This is a genomic window from Microbacterium sp. MMO-56, assembly GCF_037146215.1.
Lineage (GTDB): Bacteria > Actinomycetota > Actinomycetes > Actinomycetales > Microbacteriaceae > Microbacterium.
Genome location: NZ_JBBCVW010000028.1, coordinates 1 through 18,296, shown reverse-complemented (window position 1 = coordinate 18,296; position 18,296 = coordinate 1). Strand labels below are relative to the sequence as shown.

The following is an 18,296-nucleotide window of genomic DNA, read 5'->3' as shown; positions in this document are numbered from 1 at the left end:
GAGTGTGACGCTTCCTGCTGTTCGTCATGATCTGACCAGTCTCCCTGCCCGGACCCCCGGGCAACAGGACGACTCACACAACCACCGGACCTACCGAACGGGGTCAGCCCACCACGATCATCCATCGCGGCCAGATGCGGCGGGTGCCACTGATGTTCACATGGGGCGGGTCCAGTGATCCCATCCTCCGGATTCACTGGATCGAGGATGGCGAGAGCCGGCACCGGGACTTCCACGTCGGCTAGTTTGTGCCCATCAAACCGAGCGGCACAGTGGGAGGGCGGCTGCGGTGAACGCGGCTGCCTGCTGGCCGACCAGCCGCCTGGTTTCGCAGGAACTCTGGATCGCAGCCTGGGTGATGGCTGCAACCGCGGCTTCCAGCTCGTCGACGGTAGGCGCGGACACGCTGATCAGGCCGGTCACGCGCAGGACTCCGTGGCCCGCGGTGAGGTCCGCTTCCTGTTGCAGCACGTCTTGGAACTCCGCGGTTTGGGCGGCGTCTTCGATCTGCCCGAGTCTGGAACGCTGGGCGGCGTCGCTGATGTACTCGACCTTCTTGCGGCGGATGTCGCGGGCGGCCTGGTCGGAGCGCATCGGGGTGTAGATCAGCGACACGGCTCGCTGGATGCCGGTGGACAGCAGGATCGGGGCGGTGAATCCGGGGTAGACGAGGCTTCGGGGCCATTCGGAGATCCAGAGCACGGCGTGGTGGGCGGAGTCGGTGCGCAGGTTGCCCCAGGTCTCGGTGACCGCGACCGGGCCGGCGGTGGCGAGGTCGCGGCCGATCTGCCCGTGCCGTTCCAACGCGGACGCGACGGCAGGGTCGTAGGCGGAGCGGAGGATGACGGCGATCTGTCCGGCGTCGAGCCACCCGGACGGGGCGAGGTCGGCCGACCGCAATGCGGACGCCAGGGTCGACATCTCCTGCCGCAGCACCCCGGCGGCCCCCTTGATGCCGCCGCCGGCGGTTCTGATCTGCCGGGCCGCGGCCTTCATGTCCAGGCTCAGGCTGATCGTGGTGGCGTGCCGTTCCCCAGCAGGCCCGGCACGTTCGATCAGCTCGGCGTAGGTGTCGGCGGCCCAGGAGCCGTCCGGGGTGCCGTGCGTGGTCCACCACTCCGCGAGCCCGGTGCCTGAGTCGGGCAGGGTGCGCTCGAGGACTTGCAGGGTCGCGATCCGTCCAGACCGGCATACCGTCGCCAATGCGCGGCCCCAGGTGGTGACGCGGCGTTCCTGCTCGCCAGGATCGAGGAGCACGAACGCGGGATGTGTCACGTCACAGACGACCGTCAACGTCGCGGCGTGGGGGTCGCGGATCATGCAGGCCCCGGTCTCCGGATCGATGTATTCGCGGAGCCGGGCCACGTCGCCGGGCAGGGCGAGGGTGCAGGCGGGGCGGGGCTTCACGATCCGGCGACGGTAGAGCAGTTGCCCGCCCGTGACCCGCCACAGCCACCAGAACGCGACCGGCAGCCACTCCACCACCGGGCGCCCGCCGACAGGGATCCACGTCAGTGCGGCGCTGAGAACCCAGATCGGGGCGGTGTAGGCGAGCAGCATCCCGCCGCCCGCGTAGAACGCGGCGATAAGGGTGAGGCCGCCGATGCCGAGGGTGACGAGCTGCGCGACCGACAACCCCAACAGCACGCCCCGGCGCGTGAGGCGGGAGAACTTCACCGGCACGAGCTCGCCCGGCGCGGGCTCTTTCGCATGACTGACCATCGGTCACTCCTTCGTCGCCTTGGGCGGGGTTTGGGGTGCCCGGCGCACGCTTGGCGCTGCGGTCGGCGCGGGTGCCGAAGGCGGCGGAGGGGCGCTGGATTGTCCGGCGCCGCTGGCGACCGTCTCGCCCTGACCGGCCAATGCCGCACCGGCCTTCGGTCCCGCGGTGGCCGCGGCTTTCACGACCTGCGCGCCCACGACCACGGCCACCGCTGGGCCTGCCGCCGCTGCACCGGCACCCGCCGCGCCTGCTCCGGCACTCGCCCCTGCCCCGGCGCCCGCCCCTGCACTCGCACTGGTCGCCCCTGCTGAGCCGCCGGTCGGGGAGGCCATCGGCGCCGCCGCACCACCGCCTCCAGAGCCGCCGCCGGGCCTGCTCGCTTGACCGTCGAGTACCTTCTTCGGCCCGTCACCGGACGGCTTCGACGGGATCGGGATGGGTCGGTTCAGGGCGCGTTTCGCGTCGTCCTCGGCGGCGGCCTGCCCGTAGTAGTCGGTGCCGACGAACGCGAGGAACCGGTACGTCAGGTACGGCGCGAACCCCGCCAACGCCATCAGCACGATCCCTGCGAGCGGGTCGGACACGGAGGCCAGGTCGAGGTCGATGGGGGCCGCGACCTGGGTGATCGCGACGAGGAAGATCACGACGAGCACGAGCTTGGACAGGATCAGGGCGATCACGAACATGGCCCACTTGCTCACCCAGCCGCGGGCCGCGTCCCACGACGATCCGGAAAAGGCGAGCGGGGCGAGGGCGACCGCGACGAGTAGCAGCGATTTGCGGATCAGCAGCGACAGCCAGACGATCGCCGCTGCTGCGATCGCGAGACCGGCGAGGAAGATCATGATGATCGCCCCGACCCCGGGCGCGGGGATGGACAGCGCGGAGAGCCCAACGACGAGGGCGGCGATCTTGTCGCCCATGGTCTTGGTGGTCTCGCCGGCGGCTTGGATGATCCCGACGCAGAGCTGGTCGGTGATCTCCAACAGCAACGCGACCAGGGTGACGACCACGAAGGAGCCGATCACGGCCTTCCCGAGGCCGAGCGCCGCGCGGGTCAGCGCGGTGGGGTCACGCCGGATCATCCCGGTGATCAGTTGCAGGCAGAAGAACAGCAGCATCACGAACACGGCGATGCCGAACACGAGGTTGAACACCGACAGGAACCCGGGCCGTTGCACGTTCACCAACGTGGTGGTGTCGAACACGGCCCAGACGGCGGTGAACAGCCAGCTTGCCGCGCCGCCCATCGCCTGGGCGAGCCAGTCGAACGGCGCCGCTACCAGCGATGCCGCCGCCTCACCTGCGGTGTTGCAGACGGTGGAGATGACGGGGACATCGCATATGCCCATCACAAGACCTGCTTTCTACCGGACCGGGTTCTAGACGGTCTGGCCGACGCCCCAGAAGAAGTTCACGAGCGCGACGCTCGCGCCGCAGACGATCGCGGCACCGCAGGACACGAGGACGCCGACCTTGCCCCGACCGGCCAGATGCGGGTTGCTGGAGTTCGCGCCGTAGGCCCAGACGACGGCTGAGACGATCAGTGCCAGGACGGCGAGGATCAGGCCGACCGTCATCACCGCACCGACGATGGTGCGCAGGGCCGCGATCCCGGGAAGACCGGAACTGTTGGGGGGAATGTCGATCACGATGGTGTCTCCTTCAGGCGAGAGGTGGCTTCTGCCCACAGGTGCACCGTGCTGACCGCCGCGTCCTCGCTCGCCCGCATCACCGGGCACGTCTCAGGGGGCGGGTCCGGGTGTGCGTCAGAGTCGTTGACCGAGAGCGATGAGCCAGTTCATCCACGCCACCCCGCCGCCCGCGAGCACGGCGGCGCCGAGCGCGACGAGCACCCCGACCCGGCCTTTCGTGGCGGCGGAGTAATTGCCGTGCGCGGCGGCGATCGCCCAGCAGATCGCCGAGACGATCAGCATGAGCACGGCGATGACGACCACGAACATGAACAGCGCGCCGACGACCTGCTTCAGATCACCGATCCCGGCCAGCCCGCCGAAGTTCGGAAACACGCCCATCACGCACCACCGCGGGGGAGTGCAGCCGTGATCGGGCCCGCCGGTTCCGGCCAAGGCGCAGCTGTGGTCCCGTGGGCCTCACATCCGGTCGTGGGGCCGGTGGTCGCGGTGGGGAGGTTCGCGGCGCCGTGCTGGGTGAGCCACGCGGCGGCGTCGATCGCCGTGCCGTTGGTGCCGCCGGGGCGGACCTCGAAATGCAGGTGCGGGCCGGTGGACATGCCGGCGGAGCCGACGTCGCCGATGTGCTGACCGGCGGTCACCCGGTCTCCGACGTGGACGAGGACGCCGGTGTCCCACATGTGCCCGTACGCGGTCGCGACCGTCTGACCGTCGATGTGATGCTCGATGACGATCAGGTTCCCGTATCCGCCGACCGGCCCTGCAACGGTCACGACACCGTCCGCGGCGGCGAGGATCGGCGTCCCCTCAGGGGCGGCGAAATCGGTGCCGGTATGGAACGACGCTTCCCCGGTGATCGGGTGGATACGCAGGCCGAACGGCGACGCCAACACCCACGTCCCTGCAGGCAGCGGGAACACCACACGCGACGAGCCGTCCGCAACGGTCGTTCCGCCGGTGGCGGAGCCCGCCCGCGAGACACCGGCGTGGGTGAGGGCGTTGAGGATGACGTCCGCGACGGGTGCGTTGTTGCGGTAGCGGTAGGGGAACGCGGACACCTCGACGGACTGTGCGGCTTCCCCGGGGTCCATGGTCTGCCAGCCGGGAATGTCGAGGAGACCTCGGGGGGAGCCATTGTTCGGGCCGGTCGGGCCGCCGAAGAATGCGCGGGCTTGGTACGTCGGGTCCATGAGTTCGGCGACGGTGCCCCACCCGGATTGCGGGCGCATCTGGAACAAGCCGAGGGAATCGTGGTCGCGGCCGTTGCCGTCGTTGGGGTAGTTCGCGGACTCGGGGTAAGTGCCGGTGTTCGCGAGCATCCGCAGCGTGGACTCGCTGAGCGCCGCCATCAGCGCGATCTTCACCCCGGGCCGGCCGACCCCGTCGATCCGGCCGCCGACCGTGATGATCGTCGCCGCATGCGTGAGCTGTGTCTTGTTCAGCGTGAACGTGGAGCCGTCCGCCGTGGTGACCCGGAGGCTGTCGGGCACGGCTCCGACCGAGAGCGACCCGGTGGTCGAGCATGCGGCATCGGCGGCCGGGTTCATCAGCACCCCAACCGACAGCAGCAGAGTCGCCGGCGCGAAGAAGAGTGCGGCGAGCGTGAGAACGGCGAGCTTACGGAACACGAGACGCCTGCTCTCACCGCAGCGGGTTGTCGAGCTGAGACAGCCGCAGCAGATGGCAGGTCGGGTAGGTCGGTGCACAGACGATGAACACGGTGAACGACACCGCATGCTCGCTGGACACCGGTTCGCCGTTCCACACGCCGTCGCGGTACCGGGTGCCCTCGATCGTGTACGCCCCGGTGCCCGGTGCGATCTGACCCGGCTGAGCCTGTGCTACGGCGTCGGCCCACGCCGCGGGCACGAACACTCGATCGATCACGAGGTGTTGCCGGGTTTCGTGCTTGCGCAGCTCGATCCACGCGTCCCGCGTCGGCAGATACGCCGAGACATCGGACGCCAGGCCGGCCTGTTCGGTGCCGGTCGGGTCACCGGTGTCGAGGACGATGGACGTGTAGTCCAGAGGCATCAGCCCGCTCGTGGTGTCCCACCCGAAGATCGCCTTCGCGACATTGCGGGCGAACGTCTCCGGGGCAGCGGATCGCACCACCACCGGCATCCGCTGTGACGCCGGTCCCGGCATCGACGGTGCGGACGGCGGGGACGGTGAAAGCTCCGGGTGCGGGGCGCTCGCGCCGCGCGGGCCGGCGATGAGGCCGTGGATGCCGACCCCGGCGAGGAGCAGCAGCACGACCCCCGCGGCAATCAGCGCGATCAGGCGGCCACGCGAAGGCGACGGAGAACGAGAGGTCTTCATGCCCCTTAGGTGCACCCCGACCGCTACAGGCCACGGCCTCACACGGCGCGCAGGTGCGGCATTGCAGCCCGCTCACGCGCGGCGCGGAGGTCGCTGGCGAACCGTCGGGTGCCCTCCGCGGTCGTGTAGAACGCCTCGGCTTGCTCGTCGGTGAGCTGCGCGGTGAGTTCGTCGAGGTCGTAGTGCATCCACCACGAGTCGAGCTCGGCCCAGGTCAGCACGAACGCCCGCACCGCGTACCGAGCCTCCGGTACCGCCGGCGTCGGCGCCTTGGGCTTCTTCGTCTTCTTCGAGCCGTTCTTCGCCTCGGCCCCCACCCGCGCAAGGGCCTGTTCGGCAAGATCGTGCAGATGCGCATCGCGGGCGGCCTCGCCGCTCCGTTCGAGTTCGCGGACACGCTGATACGCCGGATCGACCGGACTACCGGTCTCGATGGCCGCCAGCCCGGCTCGTGCTTCTGCACGCAACGCATCGCGCGTCTCAGGGTCCGCGACAAGGCGTTCGAGGTAGCCGATCTGTTCCAGCCGCGTGTACGACGCCGCACCGGTGACCATCTGCGCGGCCTGCCTGCGGGCATCACCGGGAGGGGTGGTCAACGGGTCCGCCGATTCGGCGGACCCGTTCTTCCACCGCGGTTGGTAGTCGCTCGTGAACTGCCCGGCCGCCTCCCGGCGTGCCGCGTCCTCGGCCATCAGCGTCTTGATCTCGCGATACAGGCCCGCGGCTTCCAGTGGGGTGAGGGTCTTGTGAAGCTGGTTGTCGTCCTGCTCGGCCAGCAGGTGCCCCAACCGGTCCGAGATGGCGGAACGCACCCAGACGTTGACGGTGCGCCAGCCGAGCGTCTTGATCGCTGCGAGTCGCCGCACCCCGCACACGAGCACACCGTCCGGGGTGATCGTGATGGGTTGCAGCAGCCCGTCGCGGTCGATGGACGCGGCGAGGGCGTCGAGGTCGCCGAGGTCGTGCCGGTGCCGGTGGCCGACCTGGATCGACTCGACCGTTCGGTCCAGCTCGATGCGCCCCGTCGCCGTGGTCATCACGCACTCCGCCGCCCGGTCCCCGTATGGGGCGCGGCCTGGCTGATGGTCGCCACGAGCCCGTCGTCGGCCAGCAGGCTCGGCAGGCTTTCGCCGATCAGGAGGCGCAGCAGGATGCCACGGCCTTCGCCTGTCGCGCTGTAACCGGGAGTGGTGCGACCCAGCAGCACCCGCAACAACACGGTCCACGACACCGCAGGGACATCAAGGAGAGCGCGGGCGTGCCGGTCGCGGCGCAGCACCTCGTAGGTGGAGGTGCGTGATCCGATCCGGGCGAGGGCTTCGCAGACGTGCTCGATCGCGGGTCGGGCGGTGCCGTCGGGCCAGCCCAGCAGCAGGAACAACAGAATCGCGTCCTCCACCGCGCCGGTCACCGACGCAGGCTCACCCGAATCCACCTCGTCGTCGTGGTGGTAGGGGTCGGTGACGTGGAATGCCGGGTGGTAGTCCGACAGGGTGTTCTCGCGTTCGGAGAGGCGTTCGGGGTCGTGGAAGCAGGAGACGTGCGGGCGGCGGGCTTGATGCACCGAGCACAGCAGCCCTTGGCCGCGTTCTTCGGCGATGCAGGTGATCCGCACCGCGTGGGTGACGACGGCCCAGGGGTCGTCGGCTTCGCGGGCGGCGCGGGTGCGCATCACGTCGAACGCCGCTGACGCGGCCTCCCACGGGTCCAGGCCGTGTTTACGCGCCAGCGGCGTGTACTTTTCCGCGGCGTAGGTCATCAGTTCGGCGGCTACCGGGTCGTGCTCCCATGCGCCGGGGCCGGCGTCGTGGAGCCGGCGCAGCAGGGCGCGCAGGCCCTCCCCATTGGTGTAGTCCTCACCGGCAGGATCGGTCGCCGTCGTTGTCGTGGTGGTCATGGTCAGGGCACCTCCTGGCAGGCAGGTGCGCCGGTCGCTCCTAGCTACCGTCACCCCGCCGTCCTGGGTGTCCATGACCCATCACCACCCCGGGCTACCTCATCCCGACCCCGGGCCGTGCCGGACTCTCGGCGTGTTGACCGCGACGACCGAACGCGGACACGGGCGGCAACCGCTTTGCCCGCTCCGACACCGACCGTGCCCCGGTCGCGAGGGTCGAACGGAAACGGCGGCCCTGCACGGCTTGGAACTCGATCCCGCGCCCTGCGAGAGCTCCGCTGGAACGGACGAGCAGATCGGTCGGGCGCACCCAGTCCACGCCCCTGCCGCGTACCCGATTCAGCCGCTCCTGCAGCGCATCGCGGCGGTCGGACTCCTGCTTGATCGCATCAGGCGTGCCCGCCTCCAAGGCCTCGGCTTCGGGCTTGGACTGGTCGTGCTCAGGGATGCCCTTCGGCGATGGTTCGCGCATCAGGTGGTTGGGGCTCATGCTGTCGCTCCCTCCGGCAACGGCCCAGAGTCCGGTTGCGCTGGTTCATCGGATTGGTGCGCGTCGGCGAACCAACGCCCAACGGTCGAGGGATGCACGTCCAGGGCGCGCGCGATCTTCTTGTTCGACAGCCCCGACTCGCGCAGTTCCGCCGCCCTCTCGCGTCGGCCCGCCGCTCGCTCGGGCATTGACGGGGTGATCGCGACCATCCCGGCCTGCATGGCGGTCAACGGCGCCTCAGCGACCGATACGGCCCCCGCGGTCTTTGCCGTCTGGTCGGCTGACTCGCTGGGACGGGCGCGGGTGAGGATGACGGTGAGGTGCGTGATCGCGAGCAGCACGACCGGTGGCACCGCCGCGACGGACGCAGCCAGCCCTGCGGGGACGTCCGCGTCGGCCGAGACAACTGCGTGCAGCGAGTTCGCCGTCACCGACACCGCCGCCGAGCCAGCGAGCAGCGTCCACGGATACCAGGCGACCCGTTCCCCGCCGAGCGCGACGACCGCGACCGTGGACACCACGATCACGCCGTCCACGATCAGCGGCCACGCCCAGGCTTGTCCGTCGCCGATCCCGGACCGACGCGCCAAATCCGCGAGCGAGGTGAACGACAGCCAGAACGCGCCCGCGGCGATGAACACCGTGCCGGCCGCCGACGTGATGACCGCCCACTGGCGGCCTGGCCACGCCCTCACAAGAGCCCCCGGGCCGGCACCCGCTGCCGAGCGACACTAGGCGCAGCAGGAGCTGCGCGGTCGTCTCGGATCGCGATCGCGTGAACGCGGCGATAGGCGCTGTCGACAGTCCGGACGATCTCACGCTCCTCGAAGCCAGGCTGCACCGCAGCCGTCACCAGCACCTCCCGTGCGTCCGCGAGGGGGACATCATCCTCCGCCAAGCGGCACGCCGCCCAGAACAATGAACGATTCCGTTCACCCTCGCGCTGCCGGCTGACCCACAACGCCAACCGCTCCGCCTCGACGGCCGTGTCGCGCATGACCGCGGCTGACGGTCTCGGCGGGGTGGCGCGTGGTGGGGTGAGGAAGTCACGCAGCCGCAGCGCGTCCACTGGAGCACCTCCGCTGCCTCCGGCGACGATGCGGTAGCGGGTCGGGGTTCCGTCGATCGTACGGATCGAGGGCGCGGCGACGATGTAGCCGCCGTCGCCGCGGAAATCGATGCCCGCTCTGGCAGACTGCCACGACCTCTGCTCGACCCCGGGTACCGCAGGGAAGTAGGCGTGCAGGCCGCCAGTCGGAGTGCCCACCAGCAGCCCCCATCCGTCGACCAGACCCGCGGCGTCGGCGCGGGCGAACGCGACGGTCCCGTCGACCGGACCGTGCACGTCGACATCCACGACGACCAGGCCGGACACGCCCCCGGTCGGGATGCCGATGTTCGCAGCCGGGGCCGCTCGCCACCAGGCCCGAATCTGAGCCGCATCGGTCGTCGCGTCGAGGAACCCTCGCCCGCCGCGGATCAGCGGCGTCTTGCCGCCTGGCGCACAGGGGAAGACCGGCACCCCTGCCAGCGCGAGAGCCAACGCCGTGCTGGGTAGCCCCCAACCACGTCCCGCCCGTGCGAGTACCGCGAGCCTGTCACCGTCAGGCATCACAGCCCCCGCCCTGCCCGCACCTGCACAGTCAGCGTTGGCTGGCGCTCCGGCATCGGCGCTGTCGCCCGAGACGGCTGCTCAGCCGTCGCCGCATCGTTCCCGAGACCCGGCGGGATGCCGTCACCGACGTGAACTGTGTCGAGCCGATCAACGATGCCGAGGGCGGTCTTCCGCACGCGTTCCCCGGTGGCCTGTACCACCTGAACCGGGTCCTTCCCGTCGACCCGCGCGGCCCAGGTCGAGACATACGGGATCGTGTAGCCGGTGGTGTCCATGCCGTGCGCGGCGCCGATCATCAAGGCTACGGACTCGGCCTCGACTTCGCCGATACCGCGATGCTGCCGGGCGTCCTCGTCGTCAGGGCCGTGCATCAGCACATGCGCCAGCTCGTGCGCGAGCGTCTTGACCTGCGCGGCCGGGTCCATGTTCTCCCGCACCGCGACCTGACGTGCACCCCAGTCGGTCATCCCGTTCGCGCCGTGGATCATGCCCTCGTGCGGCACCCGCAACAGCGTGAACCCTGCCGCCGCGACCTGCGCGGCCAGGCCATCCCACAACCCGGAGGGCGCTTCGCCTTCCAGCAGTGTCGGAGCGGGTGGCTCCGGGATCGGATCGCCGGCGGTCTGGGACACGTCCCACACGTAGGCGGGTCGGGCACCGACCATTCTCGAGCGCACGACCTCGCCAGGGTGCGGCTTCTCCCGCGGATCGAGCCGACGCCATGAACTCGCATCCGCGGGCGTCGAGGACGCGAAGCGGCCAGTGACCGGGGCGAAGATCATGTAGCCCGACTGGCCCTTCCCCACCTGCCGGCCGAGTTGCTGCCACTGCCTGTAGCCGGCGACGTACGACGGCATCGGCTCGGGCACACGACCGGCCCCGAATGCGGCCTCGTGCTGAACCCAGATCAGCAGCGTGTTGTTGAACGAGCGCGAACGGAACCTGGCTGCGAATGCCAACGCCCGCGCCCAGTCCTGCCCGGACACTAGGGTCTCGACGGCGCCGGTCAACCGCTCGTGTAGCTCATCGAGCTTCGCATCTCGCGCCGCCCGCGCGTCCTCGGTCACAGCCATCGTCAGACCTCCCTCCGCGAAGACCACACGTGCGTGGTCGTGCGACTGCGAGGTACGCCGAGAAGATCAGGAAGACAGCACGGACAGGAACCGAGATGGCGACCGGCAGGCTCCGTGACGAACCCGACGAGTCCTTACCGGCCTACACGATGCGCAGGATCGGCGCTGCGGCAAGAGCGCCAATCTGCGGGTAACACCCGGACATTCGCGCGCATCACCCGGATGTCGGCTCTTTGACGGATCGGATCATCGCTCGGTATCGACTCGGCGTAACGCCGACGCTGCGCCTGAACTGCAGTGCTGCGAAATCAGAATCGCTCCAACCCACCTCACGGGCAACCACCGCGATCGGACTGTCCGAGGCGCGCAGGCTTGCGGCCATTTGCTCGACGCGAAGCATCGTCAGATAGGCCATCGGAGGCTTGCCGTATGCATCGACGAACAGACGACCGAACTGGGATTTCGACAGGTTCGCCCGCGCGGCGAGACCGCCTACCGACCATGGTCCGGCAGGGTCAGCGCGTAGCATCCGTTCGGCTTCACGCACTTCGACGCGCAAAGGCGCGAGTCTCCGCACGCGGGGCAAGGCTGGATTCCTGGTCTGCCTTTGCGTTCGCGATGTTCGGACTGGCGAAGTCTTGATGAACGGTGAGATCACGTGCGTGATCGCGAACCACAGCGCCTGCATTCGGTAAAAATTCGACACTGGCTTGTTGGCGGTGCTTAGCATTACCAGCTCGTCCAGCCATGGCGACAAGAGTTCGAGGCGGTCTCGCCCGATCCGAATGACCTGGACGGCCTCGGTGTACAGCTTGACGGCGAAGTCCTGAGCAGCACGACGGTCCTCCAAGAGACCGACGTTCTGCCAGTAGATCTGATCGATCACATAATCCGCGTCCGCGAACATCGTCGTCACGGTGATATGCGCATCCGGTTCGATCCCGCAGAGCGTATTCGCGCTAAGCAGCACCACGTCTCCTGTGCTAAGCGATTGCTGCCCGAACCCGCTTAGGAGGGTCGCGCTTCCACTACGGATGACGATCATCTTTACGTAGTCATAAGCGATCGGCCTCACCGGATCGCGGACCAATTGCGTTCGTGCAGCGATTGGCGAGAACAGGGGTGCCTGTTCACGCTCTGGTGCGGGTTGTTCGTTGGGCATTCGATGCCCTATTCGAGCGCGCGCGAGGAAGAGCTGCGGAGACCCGCCCTACCGCGTGATTCGGAGGCGCTGAACAAGTGCGCGTCGTCGCGGCGCGCCGGGACACGAGCAAGCAAGCGCCGCCTGTTCATCCGCCAGGCGACGCTTGCTTGGTGTTTCGGCTGCGACGTATCAGGTGATCGCCTTGGCCTTCAGGCGCTCAAACTCCGCTTGGGTGATCGTTCCCGCGTCGAGGAGCTGACGTGCCTGCGAGATTTCCGCTGCGGGCGACGCCTGGGCGACGGAGCGGATGTACTCGTCCGCCGCCTGCTGCGCCTCGCGCTGCACCGTGGAGGATCGCTCGGCCATGCCGCTGCCACGCGCTATGAGATACACGAGCGCGGTCAGGAAGGGCACGAAGACGAGAAAGATCAGCCAAACGGCCTTCGCGACACCGTGCAGTTTTCGATCACGGAACAGATCTCCGATGATCGCGAACAGCGCGAAGAGGTAGGCAATGAAGACGAAAACGGTGAGGAACCACCAGATGGTGTCCCAGATGGTCGACCAGAAAGGCATGGACGCTCCAATAAGCTCGTGGGCGGATTCGTTCAGAGCCTAAGGTGACCAGGATCATCGCCAACACGCGTGGAATTGGCCACCCCTAGATATGGGGTCGGCTCTATGCAGGCCATTCCGGGTCGGCATCCGCCGGAGCCGGACGGGTGCCCACGGAATTCTCCTCGAAGTAGGGGTGTGAGTGTGACATCTGGTCGGGTTCCGGGCTCCGGTATCCTCGTAGACGGGATGTCGAACAGTGGCGTGCCTTCGAGCGAGACCATCTGGGAGGCGGGCATGAGGGCACGAGTTGGCATCATCGACGACCATCCTGCGGTCATGCTCGGGGTTGCGTCGGTGCTGAGCGCGCAGCATGACCTCATGGTTACCGCGACCGTCACGACGGCTGATGAGCTGCTCGCGCTTGACCAGCAGTTCGACGGGATCCTCCTCGATCTGACCTTGGCTGACAGGTCCACACCGGCTGAAAACCTTCGTGCGTTGGGCGCTCTGAATGCTCCCGTACTTGTCTACACATCCGGCGACCGTCCTGGGCTCATTCGGGAGGCCGCACGTGCGGGAGCTGCCGGCATGGTGCGCAAGTCCGAGTTCCCAGATGTCATCGTCGAGGCTGTGCGCGGGATGATTCGCGGTGAGGTGGTCGCCTCCGCCGATTGGGCAACCGTGATCGACTTTGATCCCGACTTCGTCGACGCGCACCTCTCGCCCCGCGAGGCAGAGGTGCTCGGACACTACGCAGCGGGCGAGACGGCAGAGCGCGTGGCGTCACTCCTCTTCATCTCACGGCAGACCGTGCTCGACCACATCACCCGCATCCGCGCCAAGTACGCGAGCGCCAACCGCTCAGCACCGACGAAAATCGACCTCTATCGTCGCGCGGTCGAGGATGGCCTCATCCCCGCGGGCGATGACACAGCTCCCTGACGTCCGAATCTCCTCGACGATCGACCGCCCGCTCGGCTGGCTGATCGCCGTCGGCGGCTGCATCGTCATCCTCGATCAGACCGCGTTCAGGTTGCAAGAACTCGGCGACTGGGCGTCGTGGTGGAATATCGGAGCATTCGTCGTTGTCGCGGGGATCGTTGTCCTTGCGGTAGGCGGACTCGTGCTTCCGACGCGCCTCCTCACGATCGTGTGGTGGGGGCTTCCGACTCTGTACATCGCGTTGCAGGCAACATGGATGCTGGGGTACCACGGGACTAGCCTCGACGCTGCAGTTCCCTGGCTGTGGACGGTCGAGCCTCCGATCGTCACACTTCTGCTGCTCTTGATGCGCCCGGTTGCCGCGGTTATCACGACGCTGATGATCTCCTCCGTCCCGGCGCTCTCCAGCCTGATGATTCTGGGCACGGTCCCTTATGGGGTGCTGCACGAGACGCCGATTCAGCTCGGGAACGTGGTCTACGTGGCGGTATTCATCGGCGTCCGCTACCAACTCACACGGCTGCGAGCGCTTGAGCGGGAGGCCCACCGTCAACAGCGTCGGCAGATACGGGCTGCGGTCGTCGCCGAACAACACGCGAAGCTCTCCCGCGTCGTCCACGACGAGGTGCTGTCGGTGCTCTCCTCTGCGGTGCAGACCGTCGGTGGCCCGCCGACGGTGCTTCGGCGGGCGGCGGCTCGCACGCTCGTCGCACTGGACGAATCGGCTGGCGGGGACGAGCCCGGTGCGGAACTCATTCCCGTACGCGAGGCGGTCGCCCTGGTCGCTGGTCGTCTTCGCATGATCGATGAGGACTGCACGCTGAACACGCGTGCTTCCGAGGGGGCTGTCCGACGGGACCTCGCCGAGACGGTTTCGCTTGCTGCGGCTGAGGCGCTTCGAAACAGTGTGCGGCATGCGGGCCATGATGCGACCCGGAGTGTACGGCTTGCGCTGTCGCCGGAACGCGTGAGGGTTGTCGTCGAGGACGACGGTGTTGGTTTTGAGGCGTCAGCGTCACGATCGGGGATGGGGATTCCTGAAAGCATCATGGGCCGGATGAAGGAAATCGGCGGGTCTGCTTCGGTGCGGTCGCACCCGGGTCAGGGGACGGAGGTGGTCATCTCGTGGCCGACGTAGTCACCGCATCCACCTCTGCAGGCGGTCTAGGCACGAAGCCAGCACGCTGGGCTTTCGTGTTCATGTGGGCGACCGGGGTCTGGCTGGGGCTGATGGGTCAGATCACTCCGCTCGAACTTTTCAACGCGTCAGCGTACGCCGCCGCACCGATCGGCGGATTGTTGCTCACGACTCCAGGCAACCAACCGTTGCCACGGCACAAGGTCTTCTGGCTGCCCGTGATCGCGCTCTACGTCACGGTTGTGGTCCTCTACCGCACCCCAGAGGTGTCGACAGTATGGGCGCTAACCTTCACGGCCTACCTCGTCGCCTTCCTCATTCCGCGAGGCAACCCCGTGGCTGGCGGAGTCGGCAGTGCGCTCGTCATCGGCTATGCGCTGGCCTGGGGTCTCGTCCGAGATCCGTCTGGCTCCGGTCTGGCCCTCCTTCTCGGGATCCCCGTCGGCTGCTTGGTCGCGGGTGTGGTGTGGCGGCTCGTACTGGGTTGGATCGTGCACAAGGAGCGCGCGCACCGCGGCGCGGCCGCAAACGCTGCGGAGCACGCGGCAGCATCAGACGAGGCCGTTGCGGCCTCGCGGCGTGAGCTTGCCGATATCCGTGCGGCGGTCACGCCCCTGTTGTCAAGAATCGTTGCGGGTGAGACCATCGACGATGCGATGCGCACGGAACTGACGCTGACCGAAGCCTCCATCCGCGACCGCATCCGGGCGCCCCATCTTCAGCACCCTCTCCTCCTTGATGCGATCGCGCGTCTGCGCGCTCGTGGTGTGATCGTCGTCGTACTCGGTGAGCCGGCCGCTTCTGGCGCGGTGATCGCGACGTCGCTCGCCACACGGATCGTTGAGCTGATCTCAGGAACATGCGAGGGTCGCGTCACCGTTCGGAATCTTCCGGAGGGCAGGGCCGCAGCGGCGAGCGTTGTCGTCCAAACTCGGGACACCTCTGAGCAGGTGCTGCTCGCCGCCGACGGTCAGGTGCGTGCCCGCACGTGAGGCCGCGAGGGACGGCCGAGATCACCGCTTTGACGGAGTTGATCGGCGAGTTCAGCTCGGACGCGCAAGTACCGTTCCCGTACAGATGGCCCGGACGTCTTCAGCACCCGAGCGATGACGTCGAGCTCGAGCCGCTCCCAGGCCACCAGGCGCACGATCTCGGCGTCGAGCGGTTCTCGGTACGAGATCAGCTGGCGGACGTGCCAATCACGGTCATCGGCGTCCAAGTCTCGCTTGCCGTCATCCGCCGCGATCATCCGCAGCGCCCGATGGAGCGCCGGCGCCTCGGCACCGAGGGGTTCACCTCGACCCGCGGCCGTTAGCACTGCACGCGCCGCCCGGAATACGCGAACGGTATTCTCCGCACCATCGTGCACGGAGTCCGGGAACGAGCTCCGTAGCCGTCGGGCAGCCACAACGAACAGCGGCGCGCCGTCCTCGAAGTGATCTAGACGACGCACCAGGTACAGGAGCAGACTTCGACGGTGACGGTCGAGCGCGCGCAGGCCGGCGGACGGAGCGCGCGGGGAGCCGGGCTCGTCGCGGATCCAGTCAACGACCTTGCGTAGTTCCACCTCGACTGTCCGAGGCAGCGCGATGAGCGGCGAGGACGCCGTGAGAAGGTCGTCGATAGTCGGGATGGCGCACCTCTCAGGAGCCGATCTCGAGAAACGGATGCTGCCCTTGTCGGCAACATCTCCACGCTAGGTCTCGGCTCGCCCGCCATGGCATCCCTCGTAGCAGGGGAAGAGACAACGGCAGGAACCTAGGTCTTTCGGTGGAGTATTCTCCACCGAAAACGATGGAGAGCGGGCAGCGAACTCATGACCAGCACGGAGATCATCGGCGTTGTCGTGCTGTGTGTTCACATCGTCATTGGCTTTGTCGCCGCGGTGGTGATCTCCTTGCGTCGCAAGCCCGCGACCGCAATCGCCTGGATTCTGGCGATTGTCTTCATCCCTCTCCTCGGCCTCGTCGCCTTCTTTCTCGTCGGGTTCGGCCGTCTTCCTCGGGCTCGACGCGACAAGCAGCGCGCTGTCAATGCGATGATGCTGGAACGCTCCGGCGTGACCGAGCATCTCGCGGGGTCGGGTGACCCCGAGTGGCTCGGTACGGCGGTCAGGCTGAACGAACGGCTCGGCGCGCTCCCCATGGTGGGGGGCAGCACCGCCGCTCTGATCGAGGACTACGGGGAGTCGTTCGATGCGATGATCGCTGACATCGATGCGGCGGACGAGTTCGTGCACGTCGAGTTCTTCATCCTGGTCCTCGATCAAACCACCCGCCCGCTCTTCGACGCACTGGCTCGCGCCGCGGCGCGCGGTGTACAGGTACGAGTGTTGTCCGACTTCGTGTCGGGGCACATGTTCCCGCATCGGAAGGAAACCGTCGAGTCGCTTCGTGCGATGGGGGCGCAGTGGCGGCCCATGTTGCCGCTACGGCCGTGGCGCGGGCAGTGGCAGCGACCGGATCTACGCAACCATCGCAAACTCGTCGTGGTCGACGGGCGGGTGGGATACACGGGGTCGCAGAATCTCATCGATGAGTCATATCTCAAGCCGAAGAACCTCGCACGCGGGCTGCATTGGCTCGAGCTGATGGTCCGGCTCGAGGGTCCCATTGTCGGCGAGCTTGATGCCGTCTTCGTCACCGACTGGTACAGCGAGACCAGTGAGCTCCTGGCTGTGCGCACGCACCCGGCTGCGATGCCAGGGGCCGTGTCGTTCGGCTCACCAGCAGGCAGCGGCGCGGTGGTGCGGGGTGTCGACGCGCAGGTCATCCCGAGCGGGCCGAGTTTCGAGAACGACAACAATCTCAAACTGTTCGCGATGCTCATCCAGAACGCTCGAAGGAGGGTGAGTATCACGAGCCCCTACTTTGTGCCCGATGAGTCCACGTTGCTCGCCCTGGTCACCGCGGCCTCTCGTGGGCTGGAGGTCGAATTGTTCGTGTCGGAGGTAGCCGACCAGATACTGGTCGCGCATGCACAGCGTTCGTACTATGAGGCGCTGCTGGACGCTGGCGTGGTGATCTGGCGCTATCGTGCGCCGACAGTGTTGCATTCGAAGCATTTCACGATCGATGACGACGTCGCGGTCATCGGCTCGAGCAACATGGACATCCGCTCCTTCAGCCTGAACATGGAGGTGTCCGTGCTCGTTCGCGGCCAGGAGTTCACCAGCCGCATGCGCCTCGTCGAGGACCACTACCGCTCGAACAGTGCTCGGCTTGATCCGGAGACGTGGTCCCGGCGACCGCTAGGAGGCAAGGTGCTCGACGCGATAGCGCGCCTCACCTCTGCGCTGCAGTAGGAGGAATTCCCTACATCGAGGGACATACGCCGCGCACGCGCGCGCCCTAACGTCGGTGATGCCGCCACACAGACAGTAAGGACCACCGTGCAGATCGACATGCCCACCCGCGCCGACATCGAACGATTGGCTGCTGCCCGGGACCCCCTGAGCATCAGCATCTACCTTCCAACGAGTCAGGTTCCGGCGCATGACGAAGAGAACCGGCTCCGAGCACGCGCTCTCTTCGAGCAAGCGATCGAGCGGGTGGGTGAGCTGACCGACAAGCGCACACTGCAGGCGCTCAAGGACGACCTATACACGCTTCTCGACGACCGGGAGTTCTGGGACTGCTGCACGAGTAGGTGACATCTGATCTGGCTTGCCCGTGGGGTGGGCCTGGAAGGATGTTGCTGTGCCCAAGCCCTACCCGTCCGAGTTCCGTGACGACGTTGT

The 18,296-nt window shown here is 67.6% G+C and carries 19 protein-coding genes and 1 pseudogene; 5 read left to right on the top strand and 15 right to left on the bottom strand.

Annotated elements, in window-relative coordinates; translation table 11 throughout:
- Nucleotides 1-255 precede the first annotated feature (255 nt).
- The 14 genes and pseudogenes from WFI00_RS17185 to WFI00_RS17120 all read right to left on the bottom strand — a co-directional run bounded on the left by WFI00_RS17185 (nt 256) and on the right by WFI00_RS17120 (nt 12,495).
- Entirely contained in the window at nt 256-1,722 is a 1,467-nt protein-coding gene (locus tag WFI00_RS17185; RefSeq protein WP_336627506.1) for an SCO6880 family protein, read from the bottom strand.
- Between the two features lie 3 nt (nt 1,723-1,725).
- Complete coding sequence (locus tag WFI00_RS17180) at nt 1,726-3,075, bottom strand: conjugal transfer protein TrbL (protein WP_336627505.1); 1,350 nt, start codon at nt 3,073-3,075, stop codon at nt 1,726-1,728.
- A gap of 30 nt (nt 3,076-3,105) precedes the next feature.
- On the bottom strand, nt 3,106-3,375 hold the full coding sequence (locus WFI00_RS17175) for a DUF6112 family protein (protein WP_336627504.1): 270 nt from the start codon (nt 3,373-3,375) through the stop codon (nt 3,106-3,108).
- A gap of 117 nt (nt 3,376-3,492) precedes the next feature.
- Nucleotides 3,493-3,759: a DUF6112 family protein gene (locus tag WFI00_RS17170; RefSeq protein WP_336627503.1), complete on the bottom strand. Its 267-nt coding sequence runs from the start codon at nt 3,757-3,759 to the stop codon at nt 3,493-3,495.
- 41 nt (nt 3,760-3,800) lie between these two features.
- Nucleotides 3,801-5,006: pseudogene (locus WFI00_RS17165) on the bottom strand (M23 family metallopeptidase); the annotation flags it as partial.
- Between the two features lie 13 nt (nt 5,007-5,019).
- A complete protein-coding gene (locus tag WFI00_RS17160; RefSeq protein WP_336627502.1) occupies nt 5,020-5,700 on the bottom strand; it encodes a hypothetical protein in 681 nt (226 codons plus the stop codon).
- A gap of 38 nt (nt 5,701-5,738) precedes the next feature.
- A complete protein-coding gene (locus WFI00_RS17155; RefSeq protein WP_336627501.1) occupies nt 5,739-6,737 on the bottom strand; it encodes a ParB N-terminal domain-containing protein in 999 nt (332 codons plus the stop codon).
- The gene (locus WFI00_RS17150) at nt 6,737-7,597 is read right to left on the bottom strand and encodes a hypothetical protein (protein ID WP_336627500.1); all 861 of its coding nucleotides are present in this window, start codon (nt 7,595-7,597) and stop codon (nt 6,737-6,739) included. The genes WFI00_RS17155 and WFI00_RS17150 overlap by 1 nt, the downstream gene beginning before the upstream one ends.
- Nucleotides 7,598-7,691: 94 nt before the next feature.
- Nucleotides 7,692-8,087, bottom strand: a complete 396-nt coding sequence (locus tag WFI00_RS17145) for a hypothetical protein (RefSeq protein WP_336627499.1) — start codon at nt 8,085-8,087, stop codon at nt 7,692-7,694.
- Nucleotides 8,084-8,728: a DUF2637 domain-containing protein gene (locus WFI00_RS17140; protein WP_442928341.1), complete on the bottom strand. Its 645-nt coding sequence runs from the start codon at nt 8,726-8,728 to the stop codon at nt 8,084-8,086. Before WFI00_RS17140 ends, WFI00_RS17145 begins: the two co-directional genes overlap by 4 nt.
- A 50-nt stretch (nt 8,729-8,778) precedes the next feature.
- Complete coding sequence (locus tag WFI00_RS17135; RefSeq protein WP_336633518.1) at nt 8,779-9,630, bottom strand: bifunctional DNA primase/polymerase; 852 nt, start codon at nt 9,628-9,630, stop codon at nt 8,779-8,781.
- 68 nt (nt 9,631-9,698) lie between these two features.
- Nucleotides 9,699-10,775, bottom strand: coding sequence for an ArdC-like ssDNA-binding domain-containing protein (locus tag WFI00_RS17130; RefSeq protein ID WP_336633519.1), 1,077 nt, complete (start codon nt 10,773-10,775; stop codon nt 9,699-9,701).
- Between the two features lie 214 nt (nt 10,776-10,989).
- On the bottom strand, nt 10,990-11,937 hold the full coding sequence (locus WFI00_RS17125; protein ID WP_336627562.1) for an AraC family transcriptional regulator: 948 nt from the start codon (nt 11,935-11,937) through the stop codon (nt 10,990-10,992).
- 171 nt (nt 11,938-12,108) lie between these two features.
- The gene (locus WFI00_RS17120) at nt 12,109-12,495 is read right to left on the bottom strand and encodes an SHOCT domain-containing protein (RefSeq protein WP_336627561.1); all 387 of its coding nucleotides are present in this window, start codon (nt 12,493-12,495) and stop codon (nt 12,109-12,111) included.
- Between the two features lie 228 nt (nt 12,496-12,723).
- Between WFI00_RS17120 and WFI00_RS17115 the strand changes: the two genes are divergently transcribed.
- The 3 genes from WFI00_RS17115 to WFI00_RS17105 are packed head-to-tail and all read left to right on the top strand — an operon-like array spanning nt 12,724 to nt 15,549.
- A complete protein-coding gene (locus WFI00_RS17115) occupies nt 12,724-13,419 on the top strand; it encodes a response regulator transcription factor (protein ID WP_336633520.1) in 696 nt (231 codons plus the stop codon).
- Nucleotides 13,403-14,557 carry a sensor histidine kinase gene (locus tag WFI00_RS17110; RefSeq protein ID WP_336633521.1) on the top strand — a complete coding sequence of 385 codons (1,155 nt, stop codon included), beginning with the start codon at nt 13,403-13,405 and terminating at the stop codon, nt 14,555-14,557. Before WFI00_RS17115 ends, WFI00_RS17110 begins: the two co-directional genes overlap by 17 nt.
- Nucleotides 14,545-15,549, top strand: a complete 1,005-nt coding sequence (locus WFI00_RS17105; protein WP_336627558.1) for a hypothetical protein — start codon at nt 14,545-14,547, stop codon at nt 15,547-15,549. Before WFI00_RS17110 ends, WFI00_RS17105 begins: the two co-directional genes overlap by 13 nt.
- On the opposite strand, the gene WFI00_RS17100 is transcribed toward WFI00_RS17105, so the two are convergent.
- Nucleotides 15,528-16,124 carry a hypothetical protein gene (locus WFI00_RS17100; RefSeq protein ID WP_336633522.1) on the bottom strand — a complete coding sequence of 199 codons (597 nt, stop codon included), beginning with the start codon at nt 16,122-16,124 and terminating at the stop codon, nt 15,528-15,530. The two genes, WFI00_RS17105 and WFI00_RS17100, sit on opposite strands and share 22 nt — an antisense overlap.
- Nucleotides 16,125-16,373: 249 nt before the next feature.
- On the opposite strand from WFI00_RS17100, the gene cls reads away from it, so the two are divergent.
- Entirely contained in the window at nt 16,374-17,861 is a 1,488-nt protein-coding gene (gene cls / locus WFI00_RS17095; RefSeq protein WP_336627556.1) for a cardiolipin synthase, read from the top strand.
- A gap of 87 nt (nt 17,862-17,948) precedes the next feature.
- Nucleotides 17,949-18,209, top strand: coding sequence for a hypothetical protein (locus WFI00_RS17090; RefSeq protein ID WP_336642386.1), 261 nt, complete (start codon nt 17,949-17,951; stop codon nt 18,207-18,209).
- The last annotated feature ends 87 nt before the right edge of the window (nt 18,210-18,296 follow it).